General features: G+C 63.1%; 19 protein-coding genes and 1 tRNA gene. 7 read left to right on the top strand and 13 right to left on the bottom strand.

Going from position 1 to position 19,093, the window contains the following annotated elements; translation table 11 throughout:
- Positions 1-11: 11 nt before the first annotated feature.
- A complete protein-coding gene (locus F3J24_RS11710; protein ID WP_167006201.1) occupies positions 12-902 on the top strand; it encodes a DMT family transporter in 891 nt (296 codons plus the stop codon).
- 76 nt (positions 903-978) lie between these two features.
- Positions 979-1,626, top strand: a complete 648-nt coding sequence (locus tag F3J24_RS11705) for a LysE family translocator (protein WP_167006198.1) — start codon at positions 979-981, stop codon at positions 1,624-1,626.
- A gap of 13 nt (positions 1,627-1,639) precedes the next feature.
- Here the strand turns inward: F3J24_RS11705 and F3J24_RS11700 are convergent, their stop codons facing one another.
- The gene (locus F3J24_RS11700) at positions 1,640-2,032 is read right to left on the bottom strand and encodes a tautomerase family protein (RefSeq protein WP_167006195.1); all 393 of its coding nucleotides are present in this window, start codon (positions 2,030-2,032) and stop codon (positions 1,640-1,642) included.
- Positions 2,033-2,143: 111 nt separating this feature from the next.
- Here F3J24_RS11700 and F3J24_RS11695 point away from each other — a divergent pair, with 111 nt between their 5' ends.
- Complete coding sequence (locus F3J24_RS11695) at positions 2,144-2,995, top strand: LysR family transcriptional regulator (protein ID WP_167006192.1); 852 nt, start codon at positions 2,144-2,146, stop codon at positions 2,993-2,995.
- Positions 2,996-3,022: 27 nt separating this feature from the next.
- Here the strand turns inward: F3J24_RS11695 and F3J24_RS11690 are convergent, their stop codons facing one another.
- The 5 genes from F3J24_RS11690 to F3J24_RS11670 form a co-directional block, all read right to left on the bottom strand.
- Entirely contained in the window at positions 3,023-4,510 is a 1,488-nt protein-coding gene (locus F3J24_RS11690; protein ID WP_167006189.1) for an ABC transporter substrate-binding protein, read from the bottom strand.
- Between the two features lie 168 nt (positions 4,511-4,678).
- Positions 4,679-5,509 carry an ATP-binding cassette domain-containing protein gene (locus F3J24_RS11685; protein WP_167006186.1) on the bottom strand — a complete coding sequence of 277 codons (831 nt, stop codon included), beginning with the start codon at positions 5,507-5,509 and terminating at the stop codon, positions 4,679-4,681.
- Entirely contained in the window at positions 5,506-6,534 is a 1,029-nt protein-coding gene (locus F3J24_RS11680; protein WP_167006183.1) for an ABC transporter ATP-binding protein, read from the bottom strand. Before F3J24_RS11680 ends, F3J24_RS11685 begins: the two co-directional genes overlap by 4 nt.
- Before the next feature lie 6 nt (positions 6,535-6,540).
- A complete protein-coding gene (locus F3J24_RS11675) occupies positions 6,541-7,446 on the bottom strand; it encodes an ABC transporter permease (protein WP_167006180.1) in 906 nt (301 codons plus the stop codon).
- A complete protein-coding gene (locus F3J24_RS11670; RefSeq protein ID WP_167006177.1) occupies positions 7,443-8,405 on the bottom strand; it encodes an ABC transporter permease in 963 nt (320 codons plus the stop codon). Before F3J24_RS11670 ends, F3J24_RS11675 begins: the two co-directional genes overlap by 4 nt.
- Positions 8,406-8,578: 173 nt before the next feature.
- Between F3J24_RS11670 and F3J24_RS11665 the strand changes: the two genes are divergently transcribed.
- Positions 8,579-8,839 (top strand): YfhL family 4Fe-4S dicluster ferredoxin, encoded by a 261-nt coding sequence (locus F3J24_RS11665; RefSeq protein WP_167006175.1) that lies wholly within the window; start codon positions 8,579-8,581, stop codon positions 8,837-8,839.
- Between the two features lie 79 nt (positions 8,840-8,918).
- Here F3J24_RS11665 and pth read toward each other — a convergent pair whose 3' ends face one another.
- The 7 genes from pth to F3J24_RS11630 all read right to left on the bottom strand — a co-directional run bounded on the left by pth (position 8,919) and on the right by F3J24_RS11630 (position 14,814).
- Positions 8,919-9,557: an aminoacyl-tRNA hydrolase gene (pth, locus tag F3J24_RS11660; RefSeq protein WP_167006172.1), complete on the bottom strand. Its 639-nt coding sequence runs from the start codon at positions 9,555-9,557 to the stop codon at positions 8,919-8,921.
- Between the two features lie 128 nt (positions 9,558-9,685).
- Positions 9,686-10,309, bottom strand: a complete 624-nt coding sequence (locus F3J24_RS11655; RefSeq protein WP_167006170.1) for a 50S ribosomal protein L25/general stress protein Ctc — start codon at positions 10,307-10,309, stop codon at positions 9,686-9,688.
- 156 nt (positions 10,310-10,465) lie between these two features.
- Positions 10,466-11,425, bottom strand: coding sequence for a ribose-phosphate pyrophosphokinase (locus F3J24_RS11650; protein WP_003058452.1), 960 nt, complete (start codon positions 11,423-11,425; stop codon positions 10,466-10,468).
- Positions 11,426-11,469: 44 nt separating this feature from the next.
- A tRNA-Gln gene (locus tag F3J24_RS11645) sits at positions 11,470-11,546 on the bottom strand.
- A gap of 30 nt (positions 11,547-11,576) precedes the next feature.
- The gene (gene ispE / locus F3J24_RS11640) at positions 11,577-12,452 is read right to left on the bottom strand and encodes a 4-(cytidine 5'-diphospho)-2-C-methyl-D-erythritol kinase (RefSeq protein ID WP_167006167.1); all 876 of its coding nucleotides are present in this window, start codon (positions 12,450-12,452) and stop codon (positions 11,577-11,579) included.
- 56 nt (positions 12,453-12,508) lie between these two features.
- Complete coding sequence (locus tag F3J24_RS11635; protein ID WP_167006164.1) at positions 12,509-13,030, bottom strand: lipoprotein insertase outer membrane protein LolB; 522 nt, start codon at positions 13,028-13,030, stop codon at positions 12,509-12,511.
- Positions 13,027-14,814, bottom strand: a complete 1,788-nt coding sequence (locus F3J24_RS11630) for a tetratricopeptide repeat protein (protein ID WP_167006161.1) — start codon at positions 14,812-14,814, stop codon at positions 13,027-13,029. The genes F3J24_RS11635 and F3J24_RS11630 overlap by 4 nt, the downstream gene beginning before the upstream one ends.
- Positions 14,815-14,864: 50 nt before the next feature.
- On the opposite strand from F3J24_RS11630, the gene mutM reads away from it, so the two are divergent.
- The 3 genes from mutM (at position 14,865) to mutY (ending at position 19,040) form a co-directional block, all read left to right on the top strand.
- Positions 14,865-15,704: a bifunctional DNA-formamidopyrimidine glycosylase/DNA-(apurinic or apyrimidinic site) lyase gene (gene mutM, locus F3J24_RS11625; RefSeq protein ID WP_167006158.1), complete on the top strand. Its 840-nt coding sequence runs from the start codon at positions 14,865-14,867 to the stop codon at positions 15,702-15,704.
- A 266-nt stretch (positions 15,705-15,970) separates the two neighbouring features.
- Entirely contained in the window at positions 15,971-17,968 is a 1,998-nt protein-coding gene (locus F3J24_RS11620) for a dynamin family protein (RefSeq protein ID WP_167006155.1), read from the top strand.
- Between the two features lie 4 nt (positions 17,969-17,972).
- Positions 17,973-19,040: an A/G-specific adenine glycosylase gene (gene mutY, locus F3J24_RS11615; RefSeq protein WP_167006152.1), complete on the top strand. Its 1,068-nt coding sequence runs from the start codon at positions 17,973-17,975 to the stop codon at positions 19,038-19,040.
- Positions 19,041-19,093: the final 53 nt, after the last annotated feature.

The following is a 19,093-nucleotide window of genomic DNA, read 5'->3' as shown; positions in this document are numbered from 1 at the left end:
TTCCGGCTCCCATGTCCCTGCAAGCGTTCACTCTCATCATCCTGGCCGGCCTGATTCATTCGGGCTGGAACATCGTGGCCAAGAAGGCCGGCGGAGACGCCCGCTTTTCGCTCTACACCGCCATCTGCAACGCCATCATCTGGCTGCCGCTGGGCTGGTGGCTGGGCAAGGATGTGGTGCCTGGCTGGGGCTGGATGGAGTGGGCATTCGTCACGGCCAGCGCCGTGCTGCATGTGGCTTATTTCATTGTGCTGCTGCGCGGCTATCGCGTGGCCGACCTGACGGTGGTCTATCCGCTGGCGCGCGGCAGCGGGCCGCTGATCTCTTCGCTGGTGGCCGTGATCTTTCTCGGCGAGCAGATCTCCACGCTGGGGGCTGCCGGTATTGCGGGCGTGGTGCTGGGCGTGTTTCTGATTGCGGGCGGCCCGCGCATGATTGTGGCCATCCGTGAGGGGCAGGATCTGGAGGCTCGCCAGCGCGTGCTGTCCGGTCTCTACTACGGCCTGCTGACGGGGCTGTTCATTGCCAGCTATACGGTGGTGGACAGCTATGCCGTCAAGATGCTGATGATGTCGCCGATTCTGGTGGACTATATGGGCAATCTGATCCGGCTGGTGATTCTGGCGCCGCTGGCCGCCAGGGACTGGCCTGAGACCAAGCGCCTGTGGCGTCTGCAGTGGCGCTATGCGGCCGTGGTGGCATTTTTCAGTCCCATTGCCTATGTGCTGGTGCTGTATGCGGTGCAAAGCGCGCCCATCTCCCATGTCGCGCCTGCGCGCGAGGTGTCCATGCTGTTCGCGGCCCTGATCGGCGGCAGGCTGCTGGGCGAGGGCGACCGAGCATTGCGCATCGCCGGTGCCATCATGATCGCTCTGGGCGTGACCGCTCTGGGGCTGGGTTGAAATGGGCGGATGTATCGATTTGGCCTGCAGCCTTTGACTATGGATCGCAGGCCGCTGTTTTTGAAGAGAGCTGACAATGCCGACCTGGGAAGTTCTGATCACATTCTTTGGCGTGGCCCTGCTGCTGGGCCTGAGCCCCGGCCCCGACAATCTGTTTGTGCTGGTGCAATCGGCCCAGCGCGGCTGGCGCGTGGGGCTGTGCGTGGTGGCGGGTCTGTGTCTGGGCATTGTCGGGCACACGGCGGCGGTGGCGCTGGGCCTGGCGGCCGTGGTGGCCGCATCGCCCATGCTGTTCACGGTGCTCAAGCTCTGCGGCGCTGCCTATCTGGCCTATCTGGCCTGGGGAGCCTGGCGTGCGCCTGTGCATGTCGAGGAAACTGCCAGGGCGCAGACCGAGCGCGATGTGTTGAGCCTGAGAGTCGCTTTGCGCTGGATGGGCCGCGGTGTGGTCATGAACCTCACCAATCCCAAGGTGCTGATCTTCTTTCTGGCCTTCCTGCCCCAGTTCACCGACCCGGCACGCGGCAGCGTCGCGCTTCAGGTCATGGTGCTTGGCTGCGTGTTCATGCTGGCGGCCTGGCTGGTGTTCGGCTCCATCGCCTGCTTTTCGGGTCTGTTCGGTCAGCTGCTGCAGCGCTCCGCCCGCGCTCAGCGCTGGCTCAACCGCATTGCCGCCACCGTCTTCGGCGCGCTGGCGCTGCGCCTGGTGATGGTGCAGAGGTAGGGAGGGACAGGGCCTAGCGATGCTGGTGGCGAAACTCCTGTGTTTTTCCGCCGTATCCATAGGCTGCGGCACGTGCATCGATCAGATGCACATAGGAGACCTCGTGCAGCCTGGGTAGCAAGCCCGCCATGGTCTGGTGAACAGCCTCCAGATAGAGCGCTTTTTCCGCCTTGGTATTGGTTTCGTCGGTGATGCTGATGCTCAGGTAGAACGAGCTATGGCCGGTTTCGGCCAGGGTCCGGCCGTCGATCCACCATGCATCGGCAGGCACATACCGAATGGAAATGGCGATGAGCTCGGGCTGCTTGTGCAGGATGTCCCGGGTCAGGCGCGCAATCTGCGAGCTGACTTCGCGGCTGAGCTGGGCATCGGCTTGTCCCGATAGCTGGATGTCGATATGTGGCATGGCATTGTCCTTGAATGGGTTGGTGAAGACAGCCTCATTCTGTGGACTCTCTATCCATTTGAAAAACGGAAAGATATGATTGATACCTGCGGTTTTTCCGATGGATAAAACATGGCCTCTCTCGAAATTTCCCAGTTGAGAACCCTGATTGCGGTGAGCGAGGCCGGCAGCCTGACGGCGGCCGCACCCCGATTGTTTCTCTCTCAGTCTGCGGTCAGCGAGCAGATCAAGAAGCTGGAGGACTGTGTGGGTCAGCAGCTGCTGCTGCGCGGCAAGGCCGGTGTGACGCCGACGGCCAGCGGTCTGCAGTTGCTCGATCATGCCCGCCGCATCACGGCCATGGCCGACGAGGCGCTCCTGGACTTGCGTGGTGAGTCCCTGCGCGGGCGGATCCGCCTGGCGGTGACGGACTACTTCAAGCCCGGCCTGCTGGCCCGGATGCTGAAGCAGCTGGCGCATATCCATCCTGGCGTGCGCATGGAGGTGAGCGTGTTGCGCAGCGTCGAGGTGCACGCAGCCGTGTCTTCAGGCCGCAGCGATCTCGGCCTGGTGATGTCGCTGGACAGCGCACAGACGCAGCTGCAGGCCATGGGCTGCAGCGAGGCGCTGGTATGGGCCAGCGCACCGGGCTGGCAGCAGGCAGGGCCGCTGCCGCTGCTGGTGCTGCCGCAGAGTTGCGCCTTGCATCAGCTGGCAATCAGGGAGTTGGAAAAGCGGGCCATTGCGTATGAGATCGCGCACCAGGCCTCGGGCGTTGCAGGCCTGCAATCGGCCATCGCTGCAGGTCTGGGGGTGGCCTGCATCAATGCCTCGGCGCTAGGAGAAGGCGTGGTGCAGACTCCGGCGGGGCTGAACCTGCCCGGTCTGCCCCGGGTCTGGTTTGGTTTGCTGCCGGCGAAAGGCGAGGAGCCGGAACTGCTGGGGCAGGTGCGCGCCCTGCTGCTGCAGCAGTGGTCGTTCTGAACCTGGGCTACTCCGGGCAGGCCGGTGCTAGCCCCAGGACAGCGCCGAGAGATCGTTCACGAACACCGGCATGTCCTTCCATAGTCCGCGCAGCTTCTTGTTCGCCACGGTCACCCATTGTGGTGTGTAGAGAAAACCATGCACCGAGTCGTGGGCCAGCAGGCGCTGGGCATCGCCAAGCAGGCGTGCGCGATCGGCAGGGCGCGGTGTGCTCTTGATCTTGTCGAACAGCTCGTTGAACTCCTTGGACTGGTAGCCCCAGTAGTAGTCGGGCTTGGCGAAGTTGCCCAGATCAAACGGCTCGACATGCGAAATGATGGTCAGGTCGTAGTTCTTGTTGGTGTAGGTGCCAGACAGCCATTGCGCCCACTCCACGTTCTGCAGCTTGAGCTGGATGCCGATCTTGGCCAGCTGGGCCGCAATCAGCTCGCCGCCCTGACGCGCATAGGGCGCGGGCGGCAGCGTCATGGTCAGCGTCAGCGGCGTCTTGATGCCGGTTTCGGCCATCAGTGCCTTGGCTTTTTCCAGATCGAAGGGGTTCACGCCCGTGGTGTCCACATAGCCAAAGGCCGTGGGCACATAGTAGCTGCCGATGGGCACGCCATAGCCGTCGGCGGCGCCGGCAATCACGGCCTTGCGGTCGATGGCGGCGGCAATGGCGCGGCGCACGCGGATGTCGTTCAAGGGCTTGCGTGCATTGTTGATGGCCAGAATGGTCTTGGCGCGCGAGTTGCTCACCACCACCTGAAAGCGGGCATTGGCCTTGAACTGAGGCACGCTGCGCGGTGAGACGCGCGGGAAGGCATCGACATCGCCGGCCAGCAGGGCTGCAACCTGTGCCGCGGGGTCGGGAATGAAGCGGAACACGGCGCGCTTGATGCGAATGCCCGGGGCCGAGCGGTAGCCGGGCCAGGCGCTCAGCGTGACCGATGCGCCCCTGGCCCAGGCCGACAGCTGGTAGGGGCCGGTGCCCACGGGCTTGGCGGCATTGGTGGCGGCGCTCTTGGGCTCGACGATGATGGACGTGGCCTGTCCCATCATGAACAGAAAGTCGGGGTCTATCTCCTGATTGCTCAGCACCACCGTGTGCTCGTCGACGACCTTGGTGCTCAGATTGGCAAAGGTGCGCTTGTCCTTGTTGGTGCTCCTGTCGGCCGCCGCACGGTCAAACGAGAACTTGACGGCTGCGGCGTTGAAGGGCTCGCCGTTCTGGAACTTCACGTCCTTGCGCAGGCGGAAGGTATAGGTCTTGAGGTCGGAGGAAACCTCCCAGCTCTCGGCCAGCAGTGGCGAGACGCTGCCGTCGGCATTGATTTTGGTCAGGGTTTCGAACACGTTGTAGAGCACGACTTCGGCAATCGAAGAGGCGGCTCCTGCCGTGGGGTCGAGTCCTGGTGGCTCCAGGGTCATGGCCAGCGTGACGCTGTCTTTCCTGGCCTGGGCGAGAGCTGGCCAGGTGGCGAACAAGGGCAAGCTGGCAGCCGAGCTGGCCAGCAAGGAGCGGCGATTGAGCATCAACAAAGTCTCCGAGGGGGCTGGCCGCATGGGGCCATCAAAAGCGCTGCAAGTCATCGCGGGGAGCGGACTTGATTCCTACGCGTTTTTACACCAGTCGGAGCGGTCTTTGCGGCGGGCGCAGGCATATCGCTGCTGCGAGTGTGAACAACTGTTTGCCGGCTCGGTTCAGATGACTCGCGGTGCGGCCTTAACCAAGGCCTGGGTATACGGGTGTTCGGGCGCTGAGAACAGCTGGCGCGGCGTACCGCGCTCCACCACCAGGCCCTGATGGAGCACCAGAACCTGATCGCAGACATGCTGGACCACGGCCAGATCGTGGCTGATGAACAGATAGGACAGGCCCAGTTCGCGCTGCAAGTCCTGCATGAGATTGAGCACCTGGGCCTGCACGGAGACATCGAGCGCACTGACCGGCTCGTCGGCCACGATCAGGCGGGGTCGGGTAATCAGTGCGCGAGCAATCGCGATGCGCTGACGCTGGCCGCCGGAGAACTCGTGCGGATATTTGTCGGCATCCTGCGCGCGCAGACCCACCTGTTCAAGCACCTCCAGTATCTGAAGACGCCGTGCCTCGTGGCCGGGTTTCTCGTTCAGGGTTGCCAGCGGTTCGCTGACGATGCGCTCTACCGTCATGCGCGGGTCCAGCGACCCATAGGGGTCCTGAAACACCATCTGGAAGTCGCGCCGCGCCGCGCGCAGCTCCTGTTCGCCAAGCTGATGCAGATTTCGGCCCAGCAGTTCCACCGTGCCCTCGCTGGGGCGATCCAGCGCCATGACCAGGCGCGCCAGCGTGGATTTGCCCGAGCCCGATTCGCCGACCACGCCCAGGCTCTGTCCTGCGGGCAGTTCAAAGCTCACGCCGCGCAGCGCCTGCAGCGGCTCGGGCCTGTGCCACAGCGATGTGCGGGCGCGTGAATAGGCTCGTTTCAGGCCGCTGGCCTTCAGCAGCATTTCGCTGGCGGCTACTGTCGCGCCGGTAGCGGCTGGCCCGTTCATGCCTTGGCTCCTTGCGTCAGCACCTGCTCATACAGGCAGCGTGCCACATGGGGCTGGCGCCAGAAGGCCAGAGAGGCCGGTGCCGCCATGCTGGGCTGGTGCAGGGTGCGGGCCGGGGGCGGCTGCACATAGCAGTCGTCCCGGGTGTGGGGGCAGCGGCCTGCAAACGGGCAGCCTGCGGGCAGGTCCACGAGCTCCGGCACGGCGCCTGCGATGGTGGGCAGATGGCCCGCAGCTGACGCGGCCTGGAGCTGCGGCCGGGCGGCGAACAGGCCGCGCGTATAAGGGTGGGCGCGCCTGGCGAACACGGCCTCCGTCATGCCGGACTCGACCACGGTGCCGCCATACATGACCAGCAACTGCTCCACATTCTGGGCAATTACGCCCAGGTCATGGCTGATGAGCACCAGCGCCATGGAGTGCTCGGCCACCAGCTCCTGCAGCAGATCCAGAATGCGCTGCTGCACCGTCACATCCAGGGCGGTGGTGGGCTCGTCGGCCATCAGCAGATCGGGTCCGCAGGCCAGGGCCATGGCAATCATGATGCGCTGGCGCTGGCCGCCGGAGAACTGGTGCGGGTAGTCGTCCAGGCGCTGTGCAGCCTGTGCAATGCCCACTCGCTCCAGCAGCTCGGTGGCGCGGGCGCGGGCCTGGGCGCGGCTCATTCCCAGATGCAGGCGCAGCGGCTCTGCCACCTGGCGGCCGATGCCGTGCACGGGGTTGAGGGCGCTCATGGGTTCCTGAAACACCATGGCCATGCGGTTGCCGCGCAGCGCGCAGAGCCGGCGCTCGCTCAGGCCCAGCAGCTCCTGGCCGTCCAGCTGGATGCTGCCGTCCACCTGGGCATGTTCGGGCAGCAGGCCCAGCAGCGCCAGTGCCGTCAGCGATTTGCCGCAGCCCGATTCGCCGATCAGGCCCAGCGTGGCACCGCGCTCCAGCGTGAAGCTCACATCGCGCACGGCCTGGGCTCGGCCACGATGAGTTTGCAGATTGATGGTGAGGTTGGAGACTTCAAGCAAAGCCATGTTGATTCAGCGCTCGCGTGTCAGTCGGGGGTCCAGCAGGTCGCGCAGACCGTCGCCCAGCAGGTTCAGGCCCAGCACCGACAGCGCTATCGCCACGCCGGGCCAGACGGCCAGCAGCGGTGCCTGGAACATCAGGGTCTGGGCTTCGCTGAGCATGCGCCCCCAGGAGGGCTCGGGCGGCTGCGTGCCCAGGCCCAGATAGGACAGGGCAGCCTCGGCCAGAATGGCCAGTGCGAACTGAATGGTGGCCTGTACAACCAGCACCGAGGCGATGTTGGGCAGCACATGGCGCAAGGTGATGGCCGTGCGGCTTTGCCCGCAGGCCCGTGCCGCCATCACATAGTCGCGCGACCAGACGGCATTGGCCGAGGCGCGGGTGATGCGCGCAAACGTGGGGATGTTGAAGATGCCGATGGCGATGATGGCATTGACCATGCCCGGCCCGTAGACCGCCGTGAGCATGATGGCGGACAGCAGGGCAGGGAAGGCAAAGGTGAAGTCCGCCAGCCGCATGATGATTTCCTCGACCCAGCCGCGGCGGGCGGCGGCAACCAGACCCAGCAGCACGCCCAGCGCCAGTCCTATGCCCACGGCAATCAGGCCCACCGCAATCGAGGCGCGCGCGCCGACCAGAATCTGCGAGGCCAGGTCGCGCCCGAAGGCGTCGGTGCCCAGCCAGTGCCGGCTGCTGCTGGCCTGCAGGGCGGCGTCCATGTCCATCTCGTAGGCCGAGCCCGGCGTCCAGACAAAAGACAGCAGTGCGGCGGCAATCAGCAAGGCCGTGAGCAAGGCGCCGAGCACAAAACTGCGGTGCTGTCTGGCGCGCTGGCCAAGGCCGAGCGGCTTTGTGCGCGAGAAGGCGCGTGTGGGGTAGTCGGGCACGCGAACGCGGGTATCGGTCTGCCTGCTCATAGGTCGCTGGCTTTGAGACGGGGGTCGATGGCGGCATAGAGCACATCGACGACAAAATTCACCACCACCACCATGGCCGCCAGCAGCAGCACGCAGTTGCGCACCACGATCACGTCGCGGTTGGAGATGGATTGAAAGATCAGCCGGCCCAGGCCCGGCAGATAGAACACGTTCTCCACCACGATGGTGCCGGCCAGCAGATTGGCGAACTGCAGGCCCATGACGGTGACGACGGGAATCATGGCGTTGCGCAGCACATGGCGCCAGAGCGCCGCGCCGCGTGACAGTCCCTTGGCGCGGGCGGTGCGCACAAAGTCCTCGCGCAGCACTTCTAGCACCGCAGAGCGTGTGATGCGCGCGAGGATGGCGGCCTGCACCACGGCCAGCGACACGGCGGGCAGCAGCAGTGCCTGCAGCGCGGGCAGCAGGCCACCGCCGGCTTCCTCGCTCCAGCCCGGAAAGCCGCCGGCCGAGAACCATTGCAGCTTGACCGAAAACAGCAGGATCAGAAGAATCGCAAACCAGAAATTGGGAATGGCAATGCCGATCTGGGCCAGGCCCATCAGGCCCACATCGCCCCAGCGCTTGTGGTTGGCGGCGGCCAGCACGCCTGCCGCAATGGCGAGCACGGCGGTGATGCACATGGCCATGACGGCCAGCGGCACGGTCACCGCAAGGCGCTCCCAGACCAGCTCGGTCACGGCGGAGCCATAGGCATAGCTGTTGCCCATATCGCCCTGCAGCAGGCCGGCTATCCACTGCCAGTAGCGCGTCAGTGCGGGCTGGTCCAGGCCCAGTTGCTGGGTCATGGCGACCACGGCCTCGGGCTCGGCATCGGGGCCCATGAGCATCTGGGCGGCATTGCCGGGCAGGACTTCCAGCACGGCAAACACCACGATGGAGGCGCCGATCAAGGTGGCAATCAGCGTGAGCAGGCGTTTGAGCAAGAAGATGCTCATGGCGTGAGGCGTTGTTTCATCGTGAAGTGGGCGCAGGCGACGTATGCGTGCTGCGCAGCATAGCGGCCATTGTGCCGCTTCCTGGAGGTGCAGGCTTTGTCCCGGATGCAGCCATGTCTTGGGGAGCTTGGGATAATGTGGGCCGATACCGAGAACTGCACAGGAGCTGGCACATGGCATTGATGATTACCGATGAATGCATCAACTGTGATGTGTGCGAGCCCGAGTGTCCTAACGATGCCATCTACATGGGCGAGGAGTTCTACGAAATCGACCCGCACAAGTGCACCGAGTGCGTAGGCCATTTTGACGAGCCGCAGTGCGTGCAGATCTGTCCTGTGGCCTGCATACCGGTGAATCCCGAATACATCGAAAGCCATGAAGTGCTGTTCAAAAAATATGAGCAGCTTACGCAGGCCAAGAAAGAAAATTAAGGCTTTTAGGGTCTGGATTCCTTGTATATCAAGCGCAAATAGCTCCTGATTCAGGAGCTATTTTCATTCTGCTTCGGGTTCAGGCTTCACCACCTGCAGGCGGGGCGGTATCGGGTGCCGGTTTGCGGGCAGGCTTGGGGCGGGGCGCCTTGGTGGTGTGGATGGCGAGAGTGGCCTTGTCCATCTGGCCTGCCACCATCTCGGGCCAGGCCTTGAGCGAATGTGCGATGGCGTCTTCGATCAGCTTGAACTGGTCGGGGGCCGGCTTTTTGAGCACCCAGCTGGCGACCTCGCCCTTGTGGCCGGGGTGGCCTATGCCCACGCGCAGACGCCAGTAATTGGGCGAGCCCAGCTGGGCATGGATATCGCGCAAACCGTTGTGGCCGCCATGGCTGCCGCCGAGCTTGAGCTTGACCACGCCGGGCTCGAAGTCCAGCTCGTCATGCACGACCAGGATTTCCTCGGGCTGGATCTTGAAGAAGCGCGCCAGTGCGCCCACCGACTTGCCCGAGAGATTCATGAAGGTCTGCGGCTCCAGCAGCCAGACGGTCTGGCCGTGGATGCTGGTGCGGGCCATCAGTCCCCAGTAGCTACGTTCGGGAACCAGACTGACCTTGAGTTCGCGCGCCAGCGCATCAATCCACCAGAAGCCGGCGTTGTGCCGGGTGTCTTCATATTCAGGGCCGGGATTGCCGAGGCCGACAAACAGTTTGATCATTGCTGGATTATCTTCTTGCTAGCAAAGCTGGGCTGGCACGCTGGTTCTGCGTGGCCCAAAGAAAAAGCCCACCGAGGTGGGCCTTTTCTTGGAGTACAGCGACAGGCGCCGTACCGAAGACACAAGAATTACTTCTTGCCCTTCTTGGCGGGGGCAGCTGCGGGAGCAGGTGCGGCGCCTTCGGCAGGAGCCACTTCGGGCAGCTTGATGGAGATCAGCGAAGGGTTCTTGTTGGCGCCACGCACCACAGCCTTCACGCCGTTGGGCAGCTTCAGAGCTTGCAGGCCCAGCACGGACTTGGAAGTCAGAGCGCTCAGGTCCACCTTGATGAACTCGGGCAGGTTTGCGGGTTCGCAGATCACTTGCAGTTCGTGCATCAGAGGAGTCACGGTGCAGTTCTCGACCTTCACGGCGGCGGATTCAGCAGCGCCTTCGAAGTGCAGGGGCACGTTCATGTGCAGCTTGGTGTTGCCGTCCACGCGTTGGAAGTCGATGTGTTGCACCAGCTTCTTGTAGGGGTGGAACTGCACGTCGCGCAGCACGACCTTGGTCACTTGACCGTTGATTTCCATGTCCAGGATGCTGGAGTGGAAAGCTTCCTTGTGCACAGCGTGCCACAGGGCGTTGTGATCGATTTCGATCAGTTGGGCTTCACCAGCACCGTAGACGATACCGGGGGTCTTGCCCGACAGACGCAGACGGCGGCTCGCACCCGTACCTTGCTTGGCGCGCTCAGTAGCGACGAATTGCATAACTAACTCCTAGATGGGCGGACCGCGACCAGTCTCGCCCGATTGATAAAAGAATCTGCACCTTGCAGCAAGGCCGTGGATTCTTGCGGTGGCCTCGAAACGCTCAAACCTCCCGAAGGAGGTTTGCTTGGGCTCGAGGCCGAAAAACCAGAGATTTTAAGCGGTAAACAGACTGCTCACCGAATCACCTGTGGAAATGCGGTGAATTGTCTCGGCAAACAGGCCGGCCACGGACAGCTGGCGAATCTTGCCGCACTGCTGGGCTGCGGGGCTCAGAGGAATGGTGTTGGTCACAACCACTTCGTCCAGAGCGCTGCCGTTGCCGATGCGTTCCAGGGCCGGGCCCGAGAAGATGGGGTGCGAGCAGTAGGCGTACACGTTCTTGGCGCCGCGCTGCTTGAGCACTTCTGCAGCCTTCACCAGCGTGCCAGCGGTGTCGATCATGTCGTCCATGATCACGCAGTTGCGGCCGTCGATATCGCCGATCACGTGCATGACTTCGGACACGTTCGCCTTGGGGCGACGCTTGTCGATGATGGCCAGATCGCAGCCCAGTTCCTTGGCCAGGGCGCGAGCACGCACCACACCGCCAACGTCGGGGGAGACGACGATCAGGTCTTCGTAGTTCTTCTGACGCAGATCACCCAGCAGCACAGGGGTGGCGTAGATGTTGTCCACGGGAATGTCGAAGAAGCCCTGGATCTGGTCGGCGTGCAGGTCCATGGTCAGGACGCGCTCGACGCCAACTGCCTGCAGCATGTTGGCCACCACCTTGGCGGTGATGGGCACGCGGCTGGAGCGGGGGCGGCGATCTTGGCGGGCATAGCCGAAGTAGGGGATCACGGCGCAGATGCGCTCGGCCGATGCGCGCTTGAGGGCATCGACCATGACCAGCAACTCCATCAGGTTGTCGTTGGTCGGTGCGCAGGTGGACTGAACCACGAAAACGTCGCGGGCGCGAACGTTCTGCTTGATCTCGACCGCGACTTCCCCATCGGAGAAACGGCCAACGTCGGCAGCACCCAGAGTGGTGCCGAGGTGCTTAACAATCTCTTCGGCCATGCCTGGATTGGCATTGCCCGTGAAGACCATGAAATCAGAGTGATGTGAATGCATTGTGCGTCCCAGTGCTGTGGGTTGCTATGACGCAAGAAGATGTTTGGCAGGGGAAGAAGGATTCGAACCTTCGCATGCCGGAATCAAAATCCGGTGCCTTAACCAACTTGGCGACTCCCCTACACAGGCCTTTTGTCGAAGACAAACAGCCTTATAACTTGTTATCTGGAATCCAGCTGTGAAGTGGGTGTTTTTCCAGATTTTTGCAAATCCTGATCTGCCAGGTGCTTTGAGCACTGCTCAGATCAATGTTTTGCTCAATGTTTTTCGCTATCGGTGCAAATACTGCACTTCCAGAGCCCGTCATTGTAGCATGCAATTTCAGTGATTCTAGCCAGTCTCTGACTTTCTTCACTTCAGGCTGCAGACCTTCGGCGACGGGCTGCAAGTCGTTTCGGCCAAAACCGAAGTGATTCGCAGCGAAGTCGAAGATTCTAGCAGGCTTTGTATCGCGCTTCAGTGACTCGCTGGAAAAAATCCTTGCGGTCTCCAGGCCCTGTTCGGGTTTGACCACCAGAAACTGTTGCTGAGGCAGGGCGTCGCCATCTGTCAGCGGGGTGATGACTTCGCCGATACCGCTGACCCAGGCCGAGTGGCCGCACAGAAAGAAGGGGACGTCGGCGCCGAGCTTCAGGCCAATGCTTTGCAGCTCCTGGCGCGAGAGCTTCAGATTCCAGAGACGGTTCAGCGCCATCAGCGTGCTGGCTGCATCGGACGAGCCGCCGCCCATGCCGGCCTGGGCCGGCAGCTGCTTTTCAATGCCTATGCGCACGCCCTGGGTGCAGCCTGTGGCCTGCTGTAGGGCGTGGGCCGCGCGGGTGATCAGATCATCGGCGGGCAGGGCGATGCCGTTGAGGTCCTCGCGGCTGATCTGGCTGCTGGCGGTGTGCTCGAAATGCAGCACATCATGCCAGTCGATGAGCATGAAGACGGATTCCAGCAGGTGATAGCCATCAGGCCTGCGGCCGGTGATGTGCAAAAAGAGGTTGAGCTTGGCCGGGGCCGGCACGTCATAGAGCGAGTGCATGGCGTGTATGTGTCAGTCAAAAAACGGTGCGGCGATGGCGCCGGGCTGCTGGCGGGTCAGCGGGCGTCCTGGTCGAGAACAATGCGCAAGGAAGCCTCGGGGGGGGGGCTGGTGCGGTCGGCGCGCAGGCGGCCTTCGCTGATTCGGGAAAGATCGGTTTGCCAGCCGCTGACGGCAGTGTTTCTGCCTTGCAGCCAGTCGAACAGGGCTGCAACGGGGATTTCGCTGCCGGTCATCCGGCTGATGAGTTCGGGCAGGGAGTCGGACTGGGTGATCTGATCGCCCTGCTGCAAGGTGGCTCCGGCACGTGTCCATTGGAGCCGGGCCATGATGGAGCCCAGAGGATTGAAGACCAGCAAGGTGCCGCTTTCGGGCTGACCTTGCAACTCGAAGCCGGCGCTGAAGGATTGTTGCTGAGCATCCTGAACCTGCAGCGCCATGCGGCCGGACCAGTGGTGGCTGGCCGTTGCATCGAGCTGCAGCTGCCGCACGGGTTGGGCGCAGCCGCCGAGCATGACCGCTCCCAGGGCCAGCCCGAGGGCCGGAAGCATCTTCAAGAAAGTCGGGCTGCGCTTCATGGCGTCACTTTGAGGCGTTTTAGCGTTTCCAGCAGTGTGTCATTGCTGCTGTCCGCCTTCAGGCCCTGGCGCCATACGAGCTGGGCGCGGTCCTGCTTGCCCAGGGCCCACAGGACTTCGCCCAGGTGGGCGGCAATCTCTGCATCCTGGCGCTTGGCATAGGCCTGCTCCAGCAGCTTTTCGGCTTCGTTCAGATTGCCGCGGCGGAAATTCACCCAGCCCAGGCTGTCGGTGATGAACGGGTCGCCGGGTTCCATGTCCAGAGCCGTCTGTATCAGGGTCTGGGCTTCTTCCAGCTTGATATTGCGATCCGCATAGGAGTAGCCTAGTGCGTTGTATGCATGCTTGAAGTCGGGGGCGCGTTTGATGATGTCGCGCAGCAGGCGCTCCATCTCGCTGAAATTGCCGGCTCTTTCCGCCAGCATGGCGGTGTCGTAGGCCAGTTCCACATCATCGGGGAACTGGCTCAGCAACTGGGCCTGCAGTGCGTAGGCGTCCTTGTTCAGACCGGCATCGCGCAGCAACTGCACCTCGGCAATCTGCTTGAGGCGCTTCTGGTTGGGGCCGTTGGCCGGAATGGCCTGGATCAGGGCGCGAGCTTCCTTCACCTTGCCCTGGCGGGCCAGCAGATCGGCGCGGCGGGCCTGCACGCTGAGCAGGTTGGCGGAGTCGGGGATGCGTTGCAGATAGATGTCGGCTTCGTCGTAGCGCTGGCGCTTTTCTGCCAGATCGGCCCTGAGCAGATAGAGCTGGGATTCGCCGGCAGAGCGGCCCACGCCTTCAGGCAGTTTGGGCAGCAGGGAGCTGAACTGCGTCAGGGATGTATCGGCAGCATCCAGCTCGTTGTCCTGCAGTTGCAGATTGGCGAGCATGGCCCAGGCTTCTGGGAATTCGGGCGCTTCGCGGGTGATGAGTTGCAGCTGGTTCTTGGCATCGGCATTGCGCTTTTGTCCCAGCAGCACGCGGGTATAGGTCAGGCGCAGCTGCGGCGAATGATTCTTTTCCAGATAGCGCTTGACCAGCGGCTCCACTTCGGCGGAGCCCGATTCCAGCAATTCCATGGCCAGCAAGGCGATGGCGCCCGATTCCGGGCTCAGCTTGGCACCGTTCTGCAAGGCTTGCAGTGCGGCAGGCTTCTGGCGGGCAATCAGGCGCATATGACCTATGGTCGCCCAGGCCATGGGGCCGTTCTGCGGGTCCTTGAGGTCGATCTCCAGCGCCTGCTCGACCACATCGGCGGCCAGAGGCTTGTCCGAGGCATTGTTGTAGAGCTGGGTGATGGCCAGGAAGGTGGCGCTGCGGTTGGCTTGCGGGGTCAACTCGACCTCGCGGCGCAGATAGCTGGCCGAGTCTGCGATGCGGTTCATCACCACCAGGATGCGCAGTACGGCGCGGTTGGCGGCGCGTGACTCGGGGTAGGCCTCCAGCCAGGCACGGGCATTGCGCAGGGCGCGGTCACCTGAGCGGGACTGGACGGCCAGTTCGGTAGCGCGGCGATAGAGGTTTTCGTTGTTGCTGGTGCGCGCCGCTTCCATCATCAAGGCCTGGGCGTCCGTGAGGGCACCTTCCTGGGCGGCCATTTCCCCCACCAGAATCTCGTAGAACAGCTCGGCAGACAGGGCCGCTTGCTCATTCTCACGCTCTGCCGCCCGTTCGAGATCGGTGCTTTGCTCGATCTTGTCCGGCTGGGGCGGCGGGTCGGCAGGCTGGGCGGATGCGATTGCCGATCCCATGGCCACAACGGCAGCCACGGCGAGTCCCTGAAAACGTAGAGGATGAACCATCGGCCCATAATAATCCAAGCTTGTTGAACACTTGGCGAAGAAGAGATTGCATGCCTGAGTTACCCGAAGTCGAGGTCACGCGCCGCTCTTTTGCAGACCGTATTGCGGGCGCGCAGATTGAAGCCGCCACCTTGGGAAAGCCCCTGCGCTGGCCACTGGGTCTGCAGCCGCAGGCGCTTACCGGCAGAGTGGTGCTGGGGGTGCGCAGACGCGGCAAGTATCTGCTGCTGGACCTGAGCGAAGGCCTGCTGCTCATGCACCTGGGCATGTCGGGCAGTCTGCGCTTCGCGGGCCGCGACGAGGCGCCGCTTGGCGATGGCGGGCCGCATGATCACTTTGATCTGCAGACATCGCGCGGATTGCTGCGCCTACATGATCCGCGCCGCTTCGGTGCCGTGGTCTATGTTCCGGGCGAGAGCGATGCTCTGGCGCGCAAGCTGCTTGACCATCTGGGCATGGAGCCCTTGAGCGAGGGGTTCACGCTGGCGGCCTTCAAGGCCGGGCTGGCCGCCAGCCGTTCGCCCATCAAGCAGCTGCTACTCAGCGGCAGCGTGGTTGTGGGTGTAGGCAATATCTATGCCTCCGAGGTGCTGTTTCTATCGCGTATTCACCCGGCAACCCCGGCGCGCGATGTGGGCGTGCGCAAGGTCAGGGCTTTGTATGAGGCCATTCGCGCCGTGCTGGCCCTGGCGGTGGAAAAAGGCGGCACCACCTTGCGCGACTTTTCCGCTGCCAATGGCATGGAAGGGCATTTTCAGCTGCAGGCCCAGGTCTATGGCCGCGATGGCCTGCCTTGCACGCATTGCGGCGCAGCCATACGGCTCATGCGCCAGGGGCAGCGCAGTACCTATTACTGCGCCAGCTGTCAGAAAGTCGCGAAAACTCTCTGAATTTGATAGCAAATACCTTAGTTTGAGTATGCGTTTCGACCAGTTTTGACGTCACAATTCCAGGCTGGGTCTGATATGCCTTGGGGCTGTTGTCAATGTGGCGGGGCGGGCGCTGTTCCGTGCCGCCGAGCGCAGATACTTCACAGTGATAAATATCAGGCCGGACTCTGGAAGAGCCGTAGATGCCGTCAAGGGGCAATGCTATATATTGATCAGGCGGCCAGCCTTGTCTGGCCTGCCGACTCAGACAAACAAGAGGGGTAGATGTGTCAGCTTCATTCAACGAGCAGTTCGGTCAGTATGGTGCGTGGCGACGAGGCTTTGCCACCCAGCTGCAGGAGTTGCGTGAATGGTTGATTGCCCAGGATCTGCTGGACGCCTCGGTGCAGGAGCGCTTGCAGAGGCTGGAAGAGCAGATGCGCTCGGACAAGGTCATGGTGGCCTTTGTGGCCGAGTTCTCGCGTGGCAAGTCCGAGTTGATCAATGCCGTCTTCTTCGCACATTACGGCCGCCGGCTGATGCCGGCCAGTGCCGGTCGCACCACCATGTGTCCGGCGGAGCTGGGCTGGGAGCCCGAGCTGCCGCCCTGCCTGCGTCTGCTGCCCATCGATACCAGAGAGTCGCCGGAGAGCCTGGGCCAGTGGCGCATGCGCGCCGATGCCTGGGTGCAGCACCCGCTGGATACCGCCAATGCGCAGCAGATTGCAGACACCCTGGCCAAGGTGGCCGAGGTGCGCAAGGTCTCCATCGACCAGGCCAGGGCCTGGGGCTTCTGGCATGACGACGAGACTGCCGACAACCCCATGGTCGATGCCGATGGCTGGGTCGAAGTGCCCATGTGGCGCCATGCCCTGATCAATATGCCTCACCCTTTGCTCAAGCAGGGGCTGGTGATTCTCGACACCCCCGGGCTGAATGCCGTGGGAGCCGAACCGGAGCTGACGGTCAATCTGATACCCCAGGCGCATGCCGTGGTCTTTGTACTGGGGGCCGATACCGGCGTGACCAAGTCCGATCTGGCCATCTGGCGCGATCATGTGCTGCCGGCAGGAGCAGGCAAGGTTGGGGAAGACGAAGCGCTGGCTGCGTCGCGTCTGGTGGTGCTCAACAAGGTGGACACGCTGTGGGACAGCCTGAGCTCCGGTGCCCAGGTGCAGGCTCAGCTGCGCCGTCAGCAGCAGGACTCGGCCCAGTTGCTGGGGGTGGCGCTGGAGCGCGTGCTGCCCGTCTCGGCCCAGAAGGGGTTGGTGGCCAAGGTGGGACACAACGACAGCCTGCTTCAGGCCAGCGGCCTGCCCGCCTTCGAGGACCTGCTGGCCAACGGCATCATGGGGCAGCGCCAGAAAGTGCTGCAGACCGCCATGCGCACCAATGTGCAGCAGCTGCAATCGCAGGTGGAGCGCGTCATCAATATGCGCCGCGGCGATCTCGATGATCAGTTGGCCGAGCTTTGTGGTCTGCGCGGCAAGAATGCGACGGTGATCGCCAGCATGCGGTCCCGCATCGAGGCCGAACACAAGGAGTTCGACCAGAGCGCCAGCCGCATCCAGGCCATGCGCAACATCCATATGCGCATGCTCAAGGATCTCTTCCAGCTGCTGAGTTCGACCACGTTGAAGGCCGAGCTGTCGGAGCTCAAAGAGACCCTGGATCAGCGCGGGCTCAAACTGGGCCTGCGCAATGTCTATGAGCAGACCTTCGGACGCCTGCATGCCGTGGCTGCCAGGGTGCAGGTCCAGGCCGATGAAATCCAGACCATGATGAGTGCCTCGTTCAAGGAGCTCAATGCGGAGTTCGGCTTCTCCCTGCAAACGCCGCCGCAGCTGGTGCTGTCCGAGTTCAGGGACGACTTGCGCGGCATCGAGGGCAGCTACACCCAGTACCTGGGGTTGAGCAGCGCTCTCAAGCTCAGCAGCGCCGATTTTTCGCAGCGCCTGATCAAGGCGCTGGCGCTGCGTCTGCGCACGGTGTTCGAAGCGGCATCGAACGATGTGGAAATGTGGAGCAAATCACTGACTGCGCCGGTCGATGCACAATTGCGCGAACGTAAACGCAGTTACACGCGCCGCCTGGAAGCGGTGGACCGCATCAGCGGCGCTGCCACGGAGCTGGAGGAGCGCATTGCCGACATGGAGAATGCGCAGACCCGCCTCGCAGCGTTGCAGACACAGCTGACCAGCGCATCGGCGCAGTTGCTGGATCCGCTCGGCGGCGGGCGACCGCCAGTCGCTTCCATGCCGCTGGACATCAACCTGGTAGCCTGAAATCTTGACTCTCCCTTCGATTGCCACCGCCGTGGTGCAGTGGCAGGCCAGTCATGGCCGCAATCATCTGCCCTGGCAGCAGACCCGTGATCCTTACCGCGTCTGGCTGTCCGAAATCATGCTGCAGCAGACCCAGGTCAGCACGGTGCTGGGCTACTACCAGCGTTTTCTGGATGCCTTTCCCGATGTGGCCAGCCTGGCTGCCGCCCCTCAGGATGCCGTGCTGGCGCTGTGGAGCGGCCTGGGCTATTACAGCCGTGCGCGCAATCTGCACAAATGCGCACAGACCGTGATGCAGCAATGGGGCGGGGCCTTTCCGAAAACGGCCGAAGAGCTGGCGACCCTGCCAGGCATTGGCCGTTCCACGGCCGGTGCCATTTCATCATTCTGCTTTTCAGAGCGGGTGCCGATTCTGGATGCCAACGTGCGCCGTGTTCTCACGCGGGTGCTGGCGTTTGATGCGGATCTGGCACAGTCCAGAAATGAAAAGCAGCTGTGGGAATATGCCCAGCAACTGTGCCCCACCGAGAATCTGCACGAAGCCATGCCGCGCTACACCCAGGGGATGATGGATCTGGGCGCCAGCGTCTGCACATCGCGCAAGCCCACTTGCCTGGTGTGCCCCTTGCATTCCGAATGCCGGGCGGCCCGCGCCGGCAACCCGGAGAACTATCCTGTGCGCACACGCAAGATCAAGCGCAGCTCCGAGTCCTGGTGGCTGTTGCTGGCGGTGGATACGCAGCGCCGCGTATGGCTGCAAAAGCGTCCGCAAGCCGGTATCTGGGCCGGGCTTTACAGCCCGCCGGTCTTTGAAGACTATGCGGCACTGCAAAGCTATGCGCAGGCCGCCTGGTCTCGGGACGGGACCCGGAGCTGGCAGGATCTTCCAGGCTTTCTGCATGTACTGACCCACAAGGATCTGCACCTGCATCCGGTTCTGGTGCCCGTCGATCAGGCGCATACCGCCCTGGCGTCAGAGGCCGATGAATCCTGCTGGGCGGATGCAGCGGCCTGGGCCGAGCTGGGTCTGCCGGCCCCGATCCGCAAGCTGCTCGACGCCGAGCTGGCCTGAGCGCCTGCCGCATGAATGAAAAAAGGTGACGGCCGGCGTCACCTTTTTTCATG

This window comes from Comamonas sp. Tr-654 (assembly GCF_011752915.1).
Taxonomy (GTDB): Bacteria; Pseudomonadota; Gammaproteobacteria; order Burkholderiales; family Burkholderiaceae_C; genus Comamonas.
This window is presented reverse-complemented; position numbering and strand designations above follow the sequence as displayed.

What these genes read in the sequence shown, in the direction of transcription:
- F3J24_RS11710 (WP_167006201.1), top strand. Translation starts at nt 12, where the DNA reads ATGTCCCTGCAAGCGTTCACTCTCATCATCCTGGCCGGCCTGATTCAT.
- F3J24_RS11705 (WP_167006198.1), top strand. Translation starts at nt 979, where the DNA reads ATGCCGACCTGGGAAGTTCTGATCACATTCTTTGGCGTGGCCCTGCTG.
- F3J24_RS11700 (WP_167006195.1), bottom strand. Translation starts at nt 2,032, where the DNA reads ATGCCACATATCGACATCCAGCTATCGGGACAAGCCGATGCCCAGCTC.
- F3J24_RS11695 (WP_167006192.1), top strand. Translation starts at nt 2,144, where the DNA reads ATGGCCTCTCTCGAAATTTCCCAGTTGAGAACCCTGATTGCGGTGAGC.
- F3J24_RS11690 (WP_167006189.1), bottom strand. Translation starts at nt 4,510, where the DNA reads ATGCTCAATCGCCGCTCCTTGCTGGCCAGCTCGGCTGCCAGCTTGCCC.
- F3J24_RS11685 (WP_167006186.1), bottom strand. Translation starts at nt 5,509, where the DNA reads ATGAACGGGCCAGCCGCTACCGGCGCGACAGTAGCCGCCAGCGAAATG.
- F3J24_RS11680 (WP_167006183.1), bottom strand. Translation starts at nt 6,534, where the DNA reads ATGGCTTTGCTTGAAGTCTCCAACCTCACCATCAATCTGCAAACTCAT.
- F3J24_RS11675 (WP_167006180.1), bottom strand. Translation starts at nt 7,446, where the DNA reads ATGAGCAGGCAGACCGATACCCGCGTTCGCGTGCCCGACTACCCCACA.
- F3J24_RS11670 (WP_167006177.1), bottom strand. Translation starts at nt 8,405, where the DNA reads ATGAGCATCTTCTTGCTCAAACGCCTGCTCACGCTGATTGCCACCTTG.
- F3J24_RS11665 (WP_167006175.1), top strand. Translation starts at nt 8,579, where the DNA reads ATGGCATTGATGATTACCGATGAATGCATCAACTGTGATGTGTGCGAG.
- pth (WP_167006172.1), bottom strand. Translation starts at nt 9,557, where the DNA reads ATGATCAAACTGTTTGTCGGCCTCGGCAATCCCGGCCCTGAATATGAA.
- F3J24_RS11655 (WP_167006170.1), bottom strand. Translation starts at nt 10,309, where the DNA reads ATGCAATTCGTCGCTACTGAGCGCGCCAAGCAAGGTACGGGTGCGAGC.
- F3J24_RS11650 (WP_003058452.1), bottom strand. Translation starts at nt 11,425, where the DNA reads ATGCATTCACATCACTCTGATTTCATGGTCTTCACGGGCAATGCCAAT.
- ispE (WP_167006167.1), bottom strand. Translation starts at nt 12,452, where the DNA reads ATGCACTCGCTCTATGACGTGCCGGCCCCGGCCAAGCTCAACCTCTTT.
- F3J24_RS11635 (WP_167006164.1), bottom strand. Translation starts at nt 13,030, where the DNA reads ATGAAGCGCAGCCCGACTTTCTTGAAGATGCTTCCGGCCCTCGGGCTG.
- F3J24_RS11630 (WP_167006161.1), bottom strand. Translation starts at nt 14,814, where the DNA reads ATGGTTCATCCTCTACGTTTTCAGGGACTCGCCGTGGCTGCCGTTGTG.
- mutM (WP_167006158.1), top strand. Translation starts at nt 14,865, where the DNA reads ATGCCTGAGTTACCCGAAGTCGAGGTCACGCGCCGCTCTTTTGCAGAC.